Source organism: Micromonospora sp. WMMA1363 (assembly GCF_030345795.1).
GTDB lineage: Bacteria > Actinomycetota > Actinomycetes > Mycobacteriales > Micromonosporaceae > Micromonospora.
Genome location: NZ_JAUALB010000001.1, coordinates 5,162,297 through 5,180,254, shown reverse-complemented (window position 1 = coordinate 5,180,254; position 17,958 = coordinate 5,162,297). Strand labels below are relative to the sequence as shown.

Sequence of the window (17,958 nt, the reverse complement as noted above, 5' to 3'; positions counted from 1 at the left end):
CGTGTCAGGCACCCTCGCGACCGGGGTGGCTGTGGCGGACCAGGTGCGCGGCCGGAGCCGACGGTTCGAACGGGTCGGGCCGGGCGGCGACCCGGTTGCGGCGACGCCCGGCCCGGAGGCGGACGGAGCGGGCGACGATCGCACCGACGGCGTGGTGCTGGACTGCGGCTGGGGCCGGCTGGTGTTCGGCCAGACCTTCGCCGACCAGTCGGCCGTCGCCGACGTGCTGCGTTCGGAGGCCGCCGGGGCCCGGGACATCTGCATCTACCTGTGGGATCCGCACGTACTGGTCTCCCGCCTGCCGGACGAGCTGTTCATCGATCCGTCGCTGACCTACCGACTGCCGTTGGACGGCGAGCGGCTCCCCGACCCGGAGATCCCCGGGCTGCGGATCCGGCCGTTGCGCGACGCGGACGACGCGGAAGACGTGAACCGGATCTACGCGGCCAACGGCATGGTCACCGCCCCGGTGGACGTGCTGGTCGCCAACGCCGCCACCGACCGGTTCCTGCACCTGGTGGCCGAGAACGCGACCGGTGAGGTCGTCGGCACCATCACCGGCGTGGACCACGTGGCGGTCTTCGACGACCCGGAGCAGGGCGCCAGCCTCTGGTGCCTGACCGTCGACTTCAACGCCGCGCCACCCGGCACCGGCCAGGCGCTGATCACCGAACTGGCGGCCCGGCTGGTCGAGCGGGGCCGGGCGTACGTGGACCTGTCGGTGCTCGCCGAGAACTCCGGGGCGATCCGGCTCTATGAGCGGCTCGGCTTCTACCGGACCGCCACGCTCTGTGTGAAGCGGAAGAATCCGATCAACGAGCGCCTCTTCCTGCCCGCCATGCCGGAGGGGTACGACGAGCTCAACCCGTACGCGCAGATCGTCGCGGACGAGGCGATGCGGCGTGGCATCCGGGTCGAGGTGACCGACCCCACCTGGGGTGAGCTGCGGCTGACCAGTGGCGGCCGGACCATCCTCACCCGCGAGTCGCTGTCCGAGTTGACCTCGGCGGTGGCGATGAGCCGCTGCGACGACAAGCGCGTCACCCGGCGGATCCTCGCCCAGGCCGGGCTGTCGGTGCCACGTGGCCGGACCGCCACCGGCGACGTCGACGACGCGGCATTCCTCGCCAAGGTCGGTGAGTTGGTGGTCAAGCCGGCCCGGGGTGAGCAGGGCAAGGGCATCACCGTCGGGGTCAGGACGCCGCAGGCACTGCGGGCTGCGGTGGAGCTGGCGGCTCGGTTCTGCCCGGAGGTCCTGCTCGAGGAGCTGTGTACCGGCGAGGACCTGCGGGTCGTCATGATCGATCACGAGGTGGTGGCTGCGGCGGTGCGCCGCCCGGCGTCGATCACGGGTGACGGCGTGCACGACATCGCCGAGCTGATCGAGCGGCAGAGTCGCCGCCGGGCCGCCGCGACCGGCGGCGAGTCCACCATCCCGCTGGACTCCATGACCCGTGAGGTGGTCTCCGAGGCCGGATACGAGCTGCACGACGTGCTGCCGGAGGGGCAGGTGCTCGCCGTTCGGCGGACCGCCAACCTGCACACCGGGGGCACGATCCACGACGTGACGGCCGAGCTGCACCCGACGACCGCCGAGGCGTGCGTGGCCGCGAGCCGGGCGCTGGACATCCCGGTGACCGGGTTGGACCTGTTGGTGCCCGCCCCGGACCAACCCGAGCACGTTTTCATCGAGGCGAACGAGCGACCGGGGCTGGCCAACCACGAGCCGCAGCCGACCGCCGAACGTTTCGTCGACCTTCTCTTCCCGGGGACCCGGGGCCCTCAGCGGTTGTGGTCTCCGGCGGGTGCGGCAAGCTCTGGGGCATGACCTCGAACAAGCCCGCACCCCTCCCGCTCGACCTCGACTACCTGCGCCAGGTGCTGGTGGAGCTGCTGGAGATCCCGAGCCCGTCGGGGCGTACCGACCACGTACAGCAGTACGTGGGCGAGCGGCTGGCGGCGCTGGGCATCCCGTCGACGCTGACCCGGCGCGGCGCGCTCAGCGCCTGCCTGCCCGGTCCCCGGTCCACCGGCGCGGACCGGGCGATCGTGGTGCACACCGACACCATCGGCGGCATGGTCAAGCGGCTCAAGGAGAACGGTCGGCTGGAGCTGAAGACGATCGGGACGCACAGCGCCCGTTTCGCCGAGGGTGCCCATGTCCGGATCTTCACCGACGACCTGGACCGGGTGATCACGGGGCAGGTGCTGCCGCTCAAAGCCAGCGGACACCGCTACAACGAGGCCGTCGATTCCCAGGGCGTCGGTTGGGAACTGGTCGAGGTGCGGGTGGACGAACCGGTCGACGACATCGCCGGGCTACGCGCGCTGGGTATCGACGTGGGGGATTTCGTGGCGTTTCTGCCCAACCCGCAGATCACCCCCAGCGGCTATGTGAAGTCCCGGCACCTGGACGACAAGGCGGGTGTGGCGGCGGTGTTGACCGCGCTGAAGGCCATGGTCGACGCGGGCATCACCCCGCCGGTCAGCGCGCACCTGTTGGTCACCGCCACCGAGGAGATCGGCCACGGCGCCTCGCACGGGCTGGACCCGGACGTGGCGGAGATCGTCTCGGTCGACGCGGCGGTGGTCGCGCCGGGGCAGCAGTCCCGCGAGCACATCGCCACGCTGGCCATGGGCGACGGCGTCGGCCCATTCGACTACCACCTGACCCGCAACCTGGCGTCGATCGCCCGCGAGCACCACGTCGACCTGGTCCGGGACGTCTTCGACTACTACCGCTCCGACGTGGCTGCGGCCGTCGAAGCGGGCGCGCACGCCCGGGTGGCGTTGCTCGGCTTCGGGGTGGACGCCACGCACGGCCACGAGCGCACCCACGTCGACGGGCTACGCCACCTGACCCAGTTGCTCTGCCTCTACCTCCAGAGCGACCTGGTCTTTCCCGAGTGGGACGCGGAACCGGAGGGCGACCTCGCTGACTTCCCGTCGCTGGCGGTTCAGCCGGCCAACGAGGACGGGCCCCGCAACGGACCGATCGGCATCGTCGCCGCCTCCTGACCGAGAGCGGGTGCCGAGGATCGGCGGGCCGGCCTGGTCGGCTGCCTGCCGCCGTCGGCGGGTCAGCCGGGCAGCGATGACGAGCCGCCCGAGGGACCGGTCGGCAACACCGCCGCCGGAACGCACCCGAGCTTGCGCGACGGTTCGGCCGGCCGTCGGCCGCCACGGGCGAGGACCGGCGGCGCGGCGACCGCGGCCAGGCCGTCGCGCAGCCCGTTCGCGTGACGGGAGCCAACCCGACAGTGGAAGCCGAGGACGCATTCCCGACGGGCGTGTGATCGAAATCCGTTGCCTGGGCACTCCGCTCTGGATAGCGTGACGGTACACGGGAAAGGAGGTGGTCCAGACTTGTATAGCAATCGGGCTCGTGAGGTGGCTGTCCGCTAGCCGCTGTCCTCGACAGTAATCCCGTCCACCCGCAGGGGTGGGCTCAGGCATCATCGTCGAGACCGTGTGGCAGCGGTGCGGCGAAACCACGACAGCCACCCGACCCCCGGGGTGCCGGTCCAGTCCAGCCGGCCCGCGCGTCAGCGCGGAGACCCCGGGGGTCGCTTCGACTCCGGCGGAGCCGGACCGGTCAGCTCAGCCGGAGGCCGCTGATGTCCATGCGTGAGCTGGTGGTGCTCGGGACTGCGAGCCAGGCACCAACCCGGGTACGCAACCACAACGGGTACGTGCTGCGCTGGGACAACGAGGTGATCCTTTTCGACCCCGGCGAGGGCAGCCAGCGGCAGCTGCTACACACCACGGTCACCGCCACCGACCTGACCCGGATCTGCGTCACCCACTTCCACGGCGATCACTGCCTCGGACTGCCCGGTACGATCCAACGGCTCTCGCTCGACCGGGTGTCCCGCCCGGTGGCGGTGCACTTCCCGGCGGGTGGCGCGGAGTACTTCGCGCGGCTCCGGCACGCGTCGAGCTACCACGAGACCGCGGAGCTGAACGTCCAGCCGATCATGGCCGACGGGCAGCGGGTCGTGGTGCGGTCCGGCACGCTGGAGGCCCGCCGGTTGCGACACCCGATCGAGACGTACGGATACCGCCTGATCGAGCCGGACGGGTGCCGGATGCTGCCGGAGCGGCTCGCCGCGTACGGTATCGCCGGCCCGGCCGTCGGGGAGCTGCAGCGCACCGGTCACCTGGACACCGGCGGGCGCCGCGTCACCCGCGACGAGGTGAGTGTCCCCCGGCCGGGGCAGCGGTTCGCCTTCGTGATGGACACCGGCCTCTGCGACGAGGTGTACGCCCTGGCCGAACAGGCCGACCTGCTGGTGATCGAGTCGACCTTCCTGGAGTCGGAGGCCGCGCTCGCCGCCGACGTCGGCCACCTCACGGCGGCGCAGGCCGCGCGGGTCGCCAGCGAGTCGGGGGTGCGCCGGCTCGTGCTCACCCACTTCTCCCAGCGGTACGGCGACGCGGCGCGCTTCGCGGACGAGGCCCGGGAGCACTTCGGCGGCGACCTGGTGATCGCACAGGACCTGATGACCGTGCCGGTACCGCCGCGACGGGTACCCTCGGCCGGGTGACCGTCACACTGCGTCCCGCTGCCGCCGAGGACCTGATGGCGGTGGGAATGCTGCACCAGCGGTCCCGGGTCGCCGCGTACTCGTCATTCCTGCCGCCCGCGACCCTCGCCGATCCCGCACCCGAGGCAATGGGGCGGTACTGGGTCGAACGCTGGGAGTGGGAACGGGGCAACCACCGGATGACCCTCGCCGAACGCGCGGGCGAGCTGGTCGGCTTCAGCTACGTCGGCCCGGACGACGGGGGTGATCCGGTGACCGGGCTACTCCACGCGATCCACCTGGAGCCGACCGAGCAGGGCCGCGGAGTCGGCCGCGAGCTGATGATCGACGCGCTGGCGGGCATGCGTGTTCGAGGCTGGCGTCGCGCGGTGCTCTGGGTGCTGCGCGGGAACACCCACGCGCGGCGCTTCTACGAGCGCGGCGGCTGGGCGGCGACCGGCACCGAACGCGACGACTGGATCGGCCCCACCCTCACCCCCCAGCTCCGCTACGCCCGACGGGTGTAACGAGGCCCTGCCAACGCCCGCGTGGCACCCGATCAGCGCACAGCGGGCACCTGGAGCGCACAGCGGGTACCGGTCAGCGCCCACGGGTAGCGGAGCGAGACCCCTTCCTGACATCAGCGCTCCCGCCATACGGCGTTCGCTGTGAGCGGATCGGGCATGGGCGTCGATCCGGTGGCGTTGCCGGAGACATGGACACCGGTCGCACCGCGTCCGGCCCGGCCGAGGAGACCGCGCGGGACGCGTACTCCCAGGTCGTCACGACGGTCGCGGCCCGCGTGCTGCCGAGCGTGGCGGCGTTGTCGGTCCGGACCGCGCGTGGCGGCGGCGCCGGCCACCGGTCACCGTGCTGTGCAAGGGCGCCCTCGTCGACGTGGTAGCCGTGCCGGCGGAGTTGGGGCCTGACCGGTCGGCGGGCGGCGGCGGCCGGAGTAGATGAGGGCCCTTGTACCAGGGGCGTCACAAGGGCCCTCTCCACACCACCCTCAGCGGGCGCCGAGGTGGGCGAGCAGGTCCTGACGGGTGAGAACACCCTTGGGCTTGCCGTCCACCAGCACCAGTGCGGCGTCGGACTTTTCCAGCAGGGCCATCGCCTCGCTGACCGGCTGACCGCCACCGATCATCGGCAGCGGCTCGGCCATGTGCCGCTCGATGGTGTCGTGCAGCTGGGCCTGCCCGGTGAAGAGCGCGTCGAGCAGGTCCCTCTCGGCGATCGACCCGGCCACCTCACCGGTCACGACCGGCGGCTCGGCCTTGAGCACCGGCAGCTGGGAGACGCCGTACTCGCGCATGTAGTCGATCGCGTCGCGCACGGTCTCGGTGGGGTGGACGTGCACCAGCTCGGGCAGCCCGCCGGGCTTGCCGGTGAGCGCGCCGGCGACGGTCGGCTCGGAGCCGGAGTTGTCCAGGAAGCCGTACCGGGCCATCCAGACGTCGTTGAAAATCTTGGAAAGGTAGCCGCGGCCGCCGTCCGGCAGCAGCACCACGACCACGTCGTCCGGGCCGGCCCCGCGGGCCACCTCCAGCGCCGCGACGACCGCCATGCCGCAGGAGCCTCCTACCAGCAGCCCCTCCTCGCGGGCCAGGCGGCGAGTCATCTCGAACGACGCCTTGTCGGAGACCTCGACGATCTCGTCGGCGACGTCCCGGTCGTAGGTCTCCGGCCAGAAGTCCTCGCCGACGCCTTCGACCAGGTACGGCCGGCCGGTGCCGCCCGAGTAGACCGAGCCCTCCGGATCCGCGCCGACGATCCTGACGCGGCCCTCGGACGCCTCCTTCAGGTAGCGGCCGATGCCGGAGATCGTGCCACCGGTGCCGACACCCGCGACGAAGTGGGTGATCCGCCCCTCGGTCTGCTTCCACAGCTCGGGGCCGGTGGTCTCGTAGTGCGAGCGGGGGTTCGCCGCGTTCGCGTACTGGTTGGGCTTCCAGGCGCCGGGAATCTCCCGGGCGAGCCGGTCGGAGACGTTGTAGTAGGAGCGCGGGTCCTCCGGGGCGACGGCGGTCGGGCAGACCACGACCTCGGCGCCGTACGCTCGCAGCACGTCCTGCTTGTCCTGGCTGACCTTGTCCGGGCAGACAAAGACACACCGATAGCCCTTGAGCTGGGCCACCAGGGCCAGCCCGACGCCGGTGTTACCGCTGGTCGGCTCGACGATCGTGCCGCCCGGCCGCAGGATGCCCGCCTGCTCGGCGTCCTCCACCATGCGCAGGGCGATCCGGTCCTTGACCGACCCGCCGGGGTTCAGGTACTCCACCTTCGCCAGCACAGTCGCCTGGATACCCTCGGTGACGCTGCGCAGCCGTACCAGTGGGGTGTTGCCGATCAACTCGACGACGTTGTCGTAGTACTGCACGTGGTTGTGCCCTTCTCCTCCGACGCCGCCGGATGGGCGGCCGGGCAGACGAATGTTCGTGCCCAGCCTACGTGCCGTCAGGGGACCACCTTGCCCGGGACAACCGAGACGCGACGCGCCTCCCACTCCAGGAAGCGCTCGGTCTCCGCGAGCACGCTCCCGGCCAGCCAGGTGACCATGACCGCGTCGTCGGCCAAGCCGAGGATCGCCAGCGGAATCTCCGGCAGCAGGTCGATCGGCGAGACGATATACGCCGTGGCGGCCGTCATCAGGGCCAACCGGAGCCCGCCGTCGTACTCCCCCGGGCCGTGGACCCGATCATCCGGGGCAACGCCGCCAGCCGCGTCCCCAGCGAGGGCCCACCTCGGGCGCCGGCCGCCAACGCGCGGGCCAACGCGGTGAACGCCGCGCGTCGGTGCAGTGTCTTCCCCATCTCGTCGCTCCCTCCCACATGTCAGGGTGCCGCCCCGGCGCAACCCCACCGGGTAGTCGGAACAGATACCCAGACGCGTCGACTTCCAGGCCCCCGGCCTGCCGCCACGGCGACAGCGGCGTGTCCGGAGGTCGCGATAGTGTCGGGTTCATGGGGGTCGCTGGTTCCGCCGTCCCGACCGGTCCGCGTTGGCACTCCGCCCGACGCGTCGCCCGGCTGGCCGCGATCGGCACGGGCGCGACCGCGGCTGCCGCCGTCGCCACCGGCGGGTTGCTGATCGGCCAGGCTCGCCAGGCCCGCCGCACGATCCCGATGGCGGAGGCCCCGCCGCCCCGCTGCGACGGGGTGTACGGCGCCAAGCTGCCCGATCCCGCGATCACCATGGTTGTCCTCGGTGACTCCTCGGCCGCCGGGTACGGCGTGCATCGCCGCCGCGAGACGCCGGGCGCGCTGCTCGCCACCGGCTTGTCCCGTCGGCTGCAACGGCCGGTCCGGCTGCACCGGTTCGCCGTGGTGGGTGCCCTCTCGGCCGGGTTGCGGCATCAGGTCGAGGCGGCCCTCGAGAGCCAGCCCCACATCGCCGTGATCCTGATCGGCGGCAACGACGTCACCAACCGCACGCCAGCGGTGCTGGCCGTGCGCTACCTGGTCGAGGCGGTCACGGCGCTGCGGGCCGCCGGTTGCGAGGTGGTCGTCGGCACCTGTCCGGACCTGGGCGCGATCCGGCCCATTCAGCCGCCGCTGCGCTGGCTGGCCCGCCGGTGGAGCCGGCAGCTCGCCGCCGCCCAGACGGTGGCGGTGGTCGAGGCGGGCGGTTGGACGGTCTCCCTCGGCGACCTGCTCGGCCCGAGGTTCGTCGCCGAGCCGGGCCGGATGTTCGCGTGGGATCGGTTCCACCCGTCCGCCGAAGGGTACGCCGTGGCCGCCGCCGCGCTGCTGCCGACGGTCCTCTCCGCGCTCGGCGGTTCGCAGCGCAGGCCCGCGCCGACCCGCGTCGAGGGCGTACGGTCGCTGCCGGAGGCCGCCCAGGAGGCCGCGCGGCACCCGGGGACCGAGGTCAGCGGCGCCCAGGTCCGGGGGCACGAGCGGGGGCCGGGCGGTCGGTGGGCGCAGCTGCGCCGGCGGGCCTTCTTCGGTGTCGGCGCCGTACCGCAACCGGGTCCAGCCGCGGACGTGCCCACAGTGGAGGGACTCGCATGACCGAGCGAATCGTCCGCCCCGAGACGGTGTCGCCGTGAACGGTCGTCTCGCCCCCTCGGGTCTCGCTGGCCGGCTGGGGCGGACGGCAGCGCTCTCCCTGGCCGCGGGGGCGGTCAGCGGCGCGGCCGTCCTGGCTGGTCAGGCCTTCGCCGCACGCCACCGGCGGTACGCGCAGCCCGAGTTGGGCCTGGCCCTGCGGGCCACGGTCGGCCGGGCCGGCGCGGCACCGTTGCGGCTCGTGCTGCTCGGTGACTCGTCGGCGCTCGGTGTCGGCGTCGACCGGCTCGAGGACACCATCGGCGGTCAACTGGCGCACCTGATCGCCGCGGCCTCGACCGGGCGGCTGGTGCACCTGTCCAGCGTGGGGGTCTCCGGCTCACGCTCGACCGACCTGGCCACGCAGGTCGCCCGCGCGCTGCTCGGCGACCGTCCCGATGTGGCGGTGATCCTGATCGGTGCCAACGATGCCACCACGCTGCGTCGGCCAGCCGACGCCGCCGCCTACCTCGGCGCGGCCGTGCACCGGCTCCGTGAGGCCAGGGTGGAGGTCGTGGCGGGCACCTGCCCCGACCTCGGTGCGGTCCGCGCGATCGCGCCCCCGCTGCGGCACCTGGTCGGTTGGTCGGGGCGCCGGCTCGCCCGGGCGCAGACGGGCGCGGTGCTGGATGCCGGCGGCACGGTGGTCGACCTGGCGGCCGAGACCGGCCCGGTGTTCCGGGCCGACGCCGGCACTCTCTGCCACGATGGCTTCCACCCGTCCGCCGACGGGTACCGGGTGTGGGCGCACGCCCTGCTCCCCGCGGTGGCGGCCGCCGCCGCGGTCGCCACCCGACACTGACCCGGCACGCCGCTGCCGGCCCCGCCGCGCGCCGACGGCTGACTCGTGGCGATCCGCCGTCACCAACGGGATGTGGGGCCCGTCGACGGCGGTTTCGCGTGGCGTGGCGTGCCGGTCGACGCGGCCAGGCCCGGTCCGCTCCGCTCCAGTCCGCTCCGCTCCGGTCCGGTCCGCTCCGCTCCGGTCCGGTCCGCTCCGGTCCGGTCCGGTCCGGGTGACATTTCCCGCCGCCGGCGCGCCTTCCGGGCGTTGTTTCTGACAAGTTAACGTTGGTTCATGCCGACTGAGTCGTCCCGCGACGCCGTCATCGTCGCCACCGCTCGCTCCCCCATCGGCCGGGCGCACAAGGGATCCCTGCGCGACGTCCGCCCGGACGACCTCGCCGCGACCATCGTGCAGGCCGCTCTCGACAAGATCCCACAGCTCGACCGTACCGAGATCGACGACCTCTACCTGGGGTGCGGTCTGCCGGGCGGCGAGCAGGGCTTCAACATGGCACGCGTGGTCGCCACTCTGATGGGGCTGGACGGTCTGCCCGGCGCCACCCTGACCCGGTACTGTGCGTCGTCGCTCCAGACGACCCGGATGGCCATGCACGCGATCCGGGCCGGCGAGGGGGACGTCTTCGTCTCCGCCGGCGTGGAGGCCGTTTCCCGGTATGCCCGGGGCAGCTCCGACGGCCTGCCCTCGGAGGCGCAGGCGCTGGTCGGCGGCGGCTGGGAGAACCCGCGCTTCGCCGCCGCCCAGGAGCGTTCGAAGACCCGCGCGCAGGGCGGCGCCGAGGTGTGGACCGACCCGCGGGAGTCCGGCGAGCTGCCGGACATCTACCTGGCCATGGGGCAGACCGCCGAGAACCTGGCCCAGGTGCACGACGTGACCCGCGCTGACATGGACGAGTTCGGCGTACGCAGCCAGAACCTCGCCGAGAAGGCGATTTCCGACGGCTTCTGGACCCGTGAGATCACCCCGGTCACCACGCCAGACGGCACCGTGGTCAGCACCGACGACGGCCCCCGCGCCGGCGTCACCCTGGCGGCCGTCTCCGCCCTGAAGCCGGTCTTCCGGCCGGACGGCCGGATCACCGCGGGCAACTGCTGCCCGCTCAACGACGGTGCCGCCGCCGTGGTGGTGATGAGCGCCCAGCGGGCGAAGGACCTCGGGCTCACCCCGCTGGCCCGGATCGTCTCCACCGGCGTCACCGCCCTCTCCCCGGAAATCATGGGGCTGGGCCCGGTCGAGGCGTCGAAGCAGGCTCTGAAGCGGGCCGGCATGACCATCGACGACGTCGACCTGGTGGAGATCAACGAGGCCTTCGCCGCGCAGGTGATCCCCTCGTACCGGCAACTGGGCATCCCGGAGGAGAAGCTGAACGTGATGGGCGGCGCCATCGCCGTCGGCCATCCGTTCGGGATGACCGGTGCCCGGATCACCGGCACCCTGCTCAACGCTCTCGACTGGCACGACAAGAGCATCGGCCTGGAGACGATGTGCGTCGGGGGCGGCCAGGGCATGGCCATGGTTCTCGAACGCCTGAGCTGACCGTCCCGCGCCACGGCTTGCCGCCCGGGCCGGCGGGCCGTGGCGCACCGGAATCCGGTTCCTGGCGCCGACCGGCCCTGACACGGGAGGTCGTCGTCCCCGATCCGGTCACGTCGCGCCGGGTATGTCCACCGACGCGACCGGGCCCGCCGCGGGAACCGGCCCGACCGTGTGTAGAACTACAGCAGCAGCGCGAAACCCAAACGTGTGGGCCCTCGCCGGACGTGGGGCGGGCAGTCCCGGAGACCCGGAGTCGTCTCGCCCCACCGGCCCTGTCGGGGCGCCCGGCTCGGGCTGTCCGCCGCGGGACGCGACGATCCGCGGCCCAGGGCTCAGAGCGCGGCGCGGATGGCGCTGACCTCGCTGGTGGCCCGGGCAAGCGTCTGCGCCGGGGGGTCGTTGGCGACGAGGTCCGCGGTGACGACGCACAACTGGTCGGGCAGGACGAGGTCGTTGTCCAGGCGGGGAACGGTGCGGCGCGGTTGGCCCTCGGCGTCGGCGGCGAGATTGGCGATCTCTTGCACCAGGCGGTGCACCAGGTCCGCCCGGGAGGCGTTGCCGCCGGTGGCGGCGGCCCACCGCGGCTGCTGCCAGTGCCCTGTCTGCCGCACGAGCAGCTCCACGGCCCGCGCCAGCTCCGCCGGTTCACTCACCCGGCGGAGTCTACGCCGCCGCCCGTCTCGCGACCGCGCAGTCCTGGTCGCCGTTTGCCCGGTCGGGGCGGGTCGTGCCCCGGGCCGTGCGGCAAGATCGCGGGGTGGACGGGGGTGGACGGCAGACGCCCGGCCCCTCGGAGCGGAGCCGGGCGTCTGCCGTTGGGATGGGCGATGGTCAGTCGTCGCCCTGGAAGTAGCTGAGCAGGCGCAGGATCTCGATGTAGAGCCAGACGAGGCTCACCAGGATGCCGAACGCGGCGACCCAGGAGTAGCGCTGCGGCAGGCCCATCCGGACGCCGTCCTCGACCTCCTTGAAGCTCAACACGAAGCTGAGCGCCGCCACGACGATCACCACCAGGCTGAAGCCGATCGCCAGCGGGCTGCCGTCCCGCAGGCCGGTGTTGATGCCGAAGAGCGACAGCACCAGGTTGATCATGATAACCGCGAAGAGGCCGGCCATCACGGCGATCATGCCCTTGACGAACTTCGGTGTGGCGCGGATGACCTTCGCCTTGTAGAGCATGGCCATCAGGAAGAACACGCCGAAGCTGGCCACCACGGCCTGCAGGACGATGCCCTCGTACAGCGTCTCGAAGTATTTACTGACCGCTCCGACGAGGACGCCCTCGACGAGGGCGTACGCGACGACCAATGCCGGATTCGCCATCCGGGAGAACGAGATGATCAGGCCGAGCACCAGGCCGACCATCGCGGCACCGATCCAGGCGACGCCGAGCAGCGCGTCCGGAATCAACATCCACGCGGCTGCCGCGGTGACGCCGAGGACACCGAGCAGGGTGACGGTCTTCACAACCACGTCGTCGACGGACATGGTGTTGACGGTCGGCGGGGCGGCCGGGTAACCAGCCTGCGTCGGGTATTGCTGGGGGTAGCCGGGCTGTCCATACGGCCCGGTCGGGGCGTACCCGGCGGCGCGCTCGCGCTCGGCCGCCTGGCCGAGCCGGGCGAGCACCGGGTTCGAGGTCTTCACTGTCAGGCCTCCCTCAGGGGGTCGTTGCACGTCACCGTGCAGGCTCAAGGATAGACGTCCGGGGCAGCCGGTGGAGATGGCAGCGCTGAGTGATGGCTGAGAACCTCAGGATCCGAGGCCGAATCGTGATCTTGGGGTCGTCGCGACTCCACCGGTCGGTCGGAGAAGGCGCCACCGGTCAGCCCGGCCGCGGACGTGACCCCGGCACGGCGTCGGCGCGGCATCCACCAGTTCGCCCGGCCGAGCAGGGCCATGGTGGCCGGGACCAGCAGGCCACGAATGATTGTGGCGTCGACGGCGATGGCGACCGCCATACCCAGGCCGAACATCTTCACCACCGGGTTGGGGTTCAGCACAAAGCTGGCGAAGACGCACACCATGATCAGCGCGGCGGACGTGATGACCCGGCCGGTGGCGGCGAGCCCGGTCCGCACCGCCTGTCGGTTGTCGCCGGTGGCGAGCCAACTCTCCCGCACTGCGGTGAGCAGAAACACCTCGTAGTCCATCGACAGCCCGAACAACAGCGCGAACAGCATCATCGGCACGTACGCCTCGACCGGCACCGGACCATCGAGGCCGGTGAGGCCGACCCCCCAACCCCAGCTGAACACAGCGGTCAACGCGCCGTATGCCGCGCCGACCGACAGCAGGTTCATGACGGCGGCCTTGAGCGCCAGGACCGGCGCCCGGAACGCGAACAGCAGCAGCACCGCCGACAGCGCCACGACGGTCGCGATGACCCACGGCATCCGCTCGGACACCCGGTCGCCGAGATCGGCGCGGATGGCGGTCTGGCCCGTGACGTGCACGCTCATCCCGTCGACGGTGGTCGACCGCAGCGCCCGGACCGTGTCGACGGTCGCCGGGTCGCTCGGCGCGGTGGCCGGCTGGACCTGCAGCGATGCCAGTTCCCCGTCGGCCGACAGGCGCACCGGCTGCACGACCGCGACGCCAGCCGTGCCGGTCACCAGCTGGCTGAGCTCGGTCAGCCGGGCGTCATCCGGGCCAGCGGCGGGGTGATCGAGTTCGGCGACGACGGTGAGGGGACCGTTGGCACCGGGGCCGAAGCCCTCGGCCATCAGGTCGTATCCGGTGCGGGCCGGACTTCCGGGCGGCTCGTCGCCTGGGTCGGTCTGGCCCAGTTGCAGGCCGGCCGCCGGAGCGGCGAGGGCGGCGAGGAGCACGGCGGTGCCGACCGCGTACCGCCCGGGACGGCGAATGACCCGGCCGGCTAGCCGTCCCCACCCGGACCGGTCCAGGCCGCGGTCGCGCCGGCTGACCACCCGTAGCGCGTTGACACGGTGCCCGAGCACCGCCAGCAGCGCCGGCAGCAGGGTGGTGGCGGCCGCCACGGCGAGCAGGACGACGAGGCCGGCCGTCCAGCCCAGGGTGGCCAGGATCGGTACGCCGGCGATGGCCAGGCCGCCGAGGGCGACGACGACGGTGCCGCCGGCGAAGAGCACGGCGCTGCCGGACGTGCCGATCGCGGCCACGATCGCCGGTCCGGGCTCGTTCCGCTCGGCGAGCAGGTCTCGATACCTGGTGATGATGAACAGCGCATAGTCGATGCCGACGCCGAGGCCGATCATGGTCGCGAGCGTGCCGGCGACGGACGGCATGCCGGTGAGGTGACCGGCCAGACCGATCAGCCCTACCCCGCACACCAGGGTGATCAAGGCGGTGATCAGCGGTAGGCCGGCGGCGACCAGCCCGCCGAAGGCGAGGATCATGACGATGGCCGCCACACCGAGGCCGAGCAGCTCGCTGGTGCGTGTCTCAGCCCGCGGAACGGCGAGAGCTCCGCCCGGAACCGTCTCGATGCCCGCGTCGCGGAGGTCACCGGCGGCGTCGATCACCTCGTCGGCCAGCTGGGGCGTGACGTCGCGGGGGCCGAGGTCGAACCGCACGGTGACATAGCCGGTCCGGCCGTCGGCGCTGATCGTGCCGGTGCCTGGCGGCGTCACCTCGACCACGTGCGCGACGTCGGTGACGTCAGCGGCGGCGGCGCTGATCGCCGCGGCGTTGGCCGCGTCGTCCAGGCGACCACTGTCGACCCGCAGGATGATTCTTCCAGTGGCGTCACCGGCACCGGCGAAGTGCTCGTCCAACAGTTCCCGGCCGGTCTGCCCGGCGCTGCCGGGTACGACCACGTCCTCCGCTGTCGGTCGGCCGAACCCGACCACCGCGGCAGCAACGAGGGCGGCGGCCACCAGCCACGCCGCGATCACCGCCCACGGATGCCGGACGGCCAGCGAACCCACCCGGGTCATCGCCCGGTGGACGCGTCCTTCTGCCACGCTGCTCACGCATTCCCCCCACAGTCGGACGAGGTTGTCGGTCGGCCGCCGGCACCGACGGTCGCCGCGAGATCCTGACCGGACAGCTCGAGGCGCAGGCCGTGCTCGGTCGCGACGGCCTGGGTCCAGCGTAGGCCCGCCGGCAGGTCGGGCAGCTCGCGCTCGATCGGCCGCTGCCCGGCGAGTTGACGCGGCAGCCGGTCGGTGGAGGTACGCAGACCCATCAGCTCGACCTCGACCGGGACCATTCGCAGCACCCCGTCGGTCAGCACCGGCTCGGCGTACACGGTGACCGGCACGTTCTGGCCGAACACCTGCGCCGTGGTGTCGGCGACGACCAGCCCGGCCTCGCCGCCCCGCAGCCGGAGATCGCGGTCGGCCGCGGGCAGCTGGTCGTACCCGATCGTCACCTGAGCCTCGACGGCACCGAGGCGCACCTCGTGCGGCCCGCTTCCCCCGGTCAGCAGACCGGACGGCGCGGTGACATCGCGCAGATCGGCCGCCACCTCGGTGAGGGTGATCTCGGGCCGGCGCAGGTCCCGCACCGACACCGAGACGTTCTCGAAGGACCCGGCCAGCGCCTGCGTCAGGAACGGCACTCCCCGCACCGACACCTCGGGTCGCTCGGTCAGCCCGACGGCGCACGCGATCCGTGCCGCCAGCCGGTGCTCGGCGGCCACGGCCGCACCCCGGTCGGCCACGACCGGTACGGCGGCACCGGCAGCCACCGCGAGGGTCACCATCCATGCCCGCCGTGAGCGGGGTCGCCACAAACGCATCGGCCCAGTCCACTCGACGACGCCGTGAGCTTGACGAGAGCTGGATGTGAGTTCGTCATGAATCCGGTGTGCGGATGGTGAACCAGACCGTGGTGCCCCGGCCGAGGACGCTGTCGACGCCGACCTTTCCGCCCATCGCCCGGATGGCCTCGGCGACGATGGCCAGGCCCAGACCACTACCGTCGGTCCGGCTGCGACCGGTGTCGGCGCGGAAGAACCGGTCGAAGGCCCGCCCTGCCGCCTCCGGCGACATCCCCGGGCCGGTGTCGGCGACCGCCACCCGGACCACACCCGCCGATCGGCGCACCGAAACAGTGGCCGACGAGTCGGCGGGGGTGTGGGCCCGAACGTTACCGAGCAGGTTGGCCATCACCTGACGCAGGGCATCGCCGTCCCCGAGCACGTCCAGGTGCGCGGGCGCGTCCAGCGCGAGCTGCCGGTCCGGTTCGACGGCCAACGCGTCGGCGACCGCGTCGCGGGCGATCACCGCGAGGTCGACCGGCTCACGCCGCAGCGCCGGCTCGGCGTCGAGCTGGGCCAGGAACAGCAGGTCGTTGACGATCCTGCTCATCCGGATGGCCTCGTCGTCGACGCGGTTGAGCACGTCGGGCCGACCGGCCGGGTCCACCACCCCGGTCCGCAGCAGGTGCGCGTAGCCACGGATCGAGGTCAGCGGTGTCCGCAGCTCGTGCGATGCGTCGGCGACGAACGCCCGCATCCGCTCCTCCGAGCGAGCCCGAGCGGCCATCGCCACATGGATGCGGGCCAGCATCCCGTTGACCGCCAGGGTCAGCCGGCCCACCTCGGTCCGGCGCAACCGGTCCGGATCGTCCTCGATCGGCACCCGCCGGTCCAGGTCGCCAGCGGCGATCGCCGCCGCGGTCCGCTCGATGTGGTCCAGCGGCCGCAGACGGGAGGCGACGAGCCAGCGGGCCAGGATCGCCAGCAGCAGCACCACAACCGCCGACACCACCACCTCGATCCGGACCAGCCGGAGCACCGTCTCCTCGACCGGGCGCATCGGCAGGCCGACCAGCGCCACCGCGCCGTTCACCTCGACCGTTACCACCCGGTACCGTTCGCCGGCGCCGGTGGTCACCGTCGTCAACGCCGAGCGTCCGCCGCCGGGCGGCACCGGTGCCCGGTCCAGCAGCGGGCGGGGCGGGAGCTCGGTGGTGCTGGCGAACCGGGACAGCCCGCCGTCGGGGCGGCGGACCTCCACCAGGAACTCCGTCGGCGCCACCGCCGACCGCACCACCTGCGTCCAATCGGAGCCAGCGCCGGCGACGAGTTGGCCCCGCTGCCCGATCACGGCCGCCGCCGCGAGGAGCTGGGCGTCGAGGCGCGCCAGCAGGTTACTCCGCAACGCCAGCGCACTGGTCACACCGGTCACCACGAGAGCGGCGCAGGTGAGCGCCACGACGCTGAGCATGGTCGACCGGCGTAGCGACATCCGCCCAGCCCACCGCCGCCCGGCCACCGGCCGTCACCGTCCCGGTGCGCGTAGTGCGTAGCCGAACCCACGGTGCGTGACGATCAGCGGTTCGCCGAGCGGGTCGAGCTTACGGCGGAGGTAGCCGATGTAGGTGTCCACCACGTTCGACTCACCCCGGAAGTCGTAGCTCCACACCGCTTCCAGGATCTGGGTACGCGACAGCACCCGTCCCGCGTTGCTCATCAGGTAACGCAGCAACTTGAACTCGGTCGGCGACAACGGAACGGGCCGGCCGGCGCGGTGCACCATCAGGGTGTCCTCGTCCAGTTCGAGGTCGGCGTGGCGCAGCACCGGGGACGCGCTGCCGGGCTCGGCCGCGCCGACGCGTCGTAGCACCGCCCGGATCCGCGCCAGCAGCTCGTCCATGGCGAACGGCTTGGTGACGTAGTCGTCGCCACCGAAGGTGAGCCCGGACACCATGTCCCGGCGCGCGTCGCGGGCGGTCAGGAACACGATGCCGAATCGGTGGCCGTCCGCCCGCAGCTGGCGGCACAGCTCGAATCCGTCCCCGTCCGGCAGCAGCACGTCGAGCACGACGAGATCGGGCCGCTCGGCCTCGACCAGGGCTCGTGCCTGCGCCGCCGTCGCCGCCGTGCTGACCAGAAAACCGTGGAACTCGAGCACGGTCGTCAGCATGTCGACGATGTTCGGCTGGTCGTCGACGACCAGGATCCGGTCAGCCCTGCCCACGTACCGATGACACCATCCGCGGATGGGAGAAGGATGAGAGCAGGCTGGGAATCCACCGCGGGTGGCCGCGCTGCCGCTCCTCGCACGCCGTCGGGCCGGCACGGCCACCCCCGCTGAACGCCGGCCCGTGCCCT

Annotated in this window: 13 protein-coding genes and 2 pseudogenes; 7 read left to right on the top strand and 8 right to left on the bottom strand. The window is 72.5% G+C overall.

The window, feature by feature from the left end:
- Nucleotide 1 precedes the first annotated feature (1 nt).
- From ngg to QTQ03_RS24175, 4 genes are all read left to right on the top strand, one after another.
- On the top strand, nucleotides 2–1,828 hold the full coding sequence (gene ngg, locus QTQ03_RS24190) for an N-acetylglutaminylglutamine synthetase (protein WP_289280044.1): 1,827 nt from the start codon (nucleotides 2–4) through the stop codon (nucleotides 1,826–1,828).
- The gene (locus tag QTQ03_RS24185) at nucleotides 1,825–3,018 is read left to right on the top strand and encodes an osmoprotectant NAGGN system M42 family peptidase (RefSeq protein ID WP_289280043.1); all 1,194 of its coding nucleotides are present in this window, start codon (nucleotides 1,825–1,827) and stop codon (nucleotides 3,016–3,018) included. Before ngg ends, QTQ03_RS24185 begins: the two co-directional genes overlap by 4 nt.
- Before the next feature lie 599 nt (nucleotides 3,019–3,617).
- Nucleotides 3,618–4,547 (top strand): ribonuclease Z, encoded by a 930-nt coding sequence (locus QTQ03_RS24180; RefSeq protein ID WP_289280042.1) that lies wholly within the window; start codon nucleotides 3,618–3,620, stop codon nucleotides 4,545–4,547.
- The gene (locus QTQ03_RS24175) at nucleotides 4,544–5,053 is read left to right on the top strand and encodes a GNAT family N-acetyltransferase (RefSeq protein WP_289280041.1); all 510 of its coding nucleotides are present in this window, start codon (nucleotides 4,544–4,546) and stop codon (nucleotides 5,051–5,053) included. The genes QTQ03_RS24180 and QTQ03_RS24175 overlap by 4 nt, the downstream gene beginning before the upstream one ends.
- 482 nt (nucleotides 5,054–5,535) lie before the next feature.
- Here QTQ03_RS24175 and QTQ03_RS24170 read toward each other — a convergent pair whose 3' ends face one another.
- The gene (locus tag QTQ03_RS24170) at nucleotides 5,536–6,906 is read right to left on the bottom strand and encodes a cystathionine beta-synthase (protein ID WP_289280040.1); all 1,371 of its coding nucleotides are present in this window, start codon (nucleotides 6,904–6,906) and stop codon (nucleotides 5,536–5,538) included.
- A 77-nt stretch (nucleotides 6,907–6,983) separates the two neighbouring features.
- Nucleotides 6,984–7,339 (bottom strand): annotated as a pseudogene (locus tag QTQ03_RS24165) (YkvA family protein).
- 150 nt (nucleotides 7,340–7,489) lie between these two features.
- Between QTQ03_RS24165 and QTQ03_RS24160 the strand changes: the two are divergent.
- From QTQ03_RS24160 to QTQ03_RS24150, 3 genes and pseudogenes are all read left to right on the top strand, one after another.
- Nucleotides 7,490–8,577, top strand: a pseudogene (locus QTQ03_RS24160) (SGNH/GDSL hydrolase family protein).
- Nucleotides 8,574–9,377 carry an SGNH/GDSL hydrolase family protein gene (locus QTQ03_RS24155; RefSeq protein ID WP_289280038.1) on the top strand — a complete coding sequence of 268 codons (804 nt, stop codon included), beginning with the start codon at nucleotides 8,574–8,576 and terminating at the stop codon, nucleotides 9,375–9,377. Before QTQ03_RS24160 ends, QTQ03_RS24155 begins: the two are co-directional and overlap by 4 nt.
- 276 nt (nucleotides 9,378–9,653) lie before the next feature.
- On the top strand, nucleotides 9,654–10,916 hold the full coding sequence (locus tag QTQ03_RS24150; protein ID WP_289280037.1) for an acetyl-CoA C-acetyltransferase: 1,263 nt from the start codon (nucleotides 9,654–9,656) through the stop codon (nucleotides 10,914–10,916).
- A gap of 332 nt (nucleotides 10,917–11,248) precedes the next feature.
- Here the strand turns inward: QTQ03_RS24150 and QTQ03_RS24145 are convergent, their stop codons facing one another.
- The 6 genes from QTQ03_RS24145 to QTQ03_RS24120 all read right to left on the bottom strand — a co-directional run bounded on the left by QTQ03_RS24145 (nucleotide 11,249) and on the right by QTQ03_RS24120 (nucleotide 17,824).
- Nucleotides 11,249–11,569 carry a hypothetical protein gene (locus QTQ03_RS24145; RefSeq protein ID WP_289280036.1) on the bottom strand — a complete coding sequence of 107 codons (321 nt, stop codon included), beginning with the start codon at nucleotides 11,567–11,569 and terminating at the stop codon, nucleotides 11,249–11,251.
- 178 nt (nucleotides 11,570–11,747) lie between these two features.
- Nucleotides 11,748–12,563 (bottom strand): Bax inhibitor-1/YccA family protein, encoded by an 816-nt coding sequence (locus QTQ03_RS24140; protein ID WP_289280035.1) that lies wholly within the window; start codon nucleotides 12,561–12,563, stop codon nucleotides 11,748–11,750.
- Nucleotides 12,564–12,607: 44 nt separating this feature from the next.
- Complete coding sequence (locus tag QTQ03_RS24135) at nucleotides 12,608–14,833, bottom strand: MMPL family transporter (protein ID WP_289280034.1); 2,226 nt, start codon at nucleotides 14,831–14,833, stop codon at nucleotides 12,608–12,610.
- 32 nt (nucleotides 14,834–14,865) lie between these two features.
- Nucleotides 14,866–15,603, bottom strand: coding sequence for an LmeA family phospholipid-binding protein (locus QTQ03_RS24130; protein WP_289280033.1), 738 nt, complete (start codon nucleotides 15,601–15,603; stop codon nucleotides 14,866–14,868).
- A 91-nt stretch (nucleotides 15,604–15,694) separates the two neighbouring features.
- Nucleotides 15,695–17,119 carry a sensor histidine kinase gene (locus tag QTQ03_RS24125; protein ID WP_289280032.1) on the bottom strand — a complete coding sequence of 475 codons (1,425 nt, stop codon included), beginning with the start codon at nucleotides 17,117–17,119 and terminating at the stop codon, nucleotides 15,695–15,697.
- 6 nt (nucleotides 17,120–17,125) lie between these two features.
- A complete protein-coding gene (locus QTQ03_RS24120; RefSeq protein ID WP_289280031.1) occupies nucleotides 17,126–17,824 on the bottom strand; it encodes a response regulator transcription factor in 699 nt (232 codons plus the stop codon).
- Nucleotides 17,825–17,958: the final 134 nt, after the last annotated feature.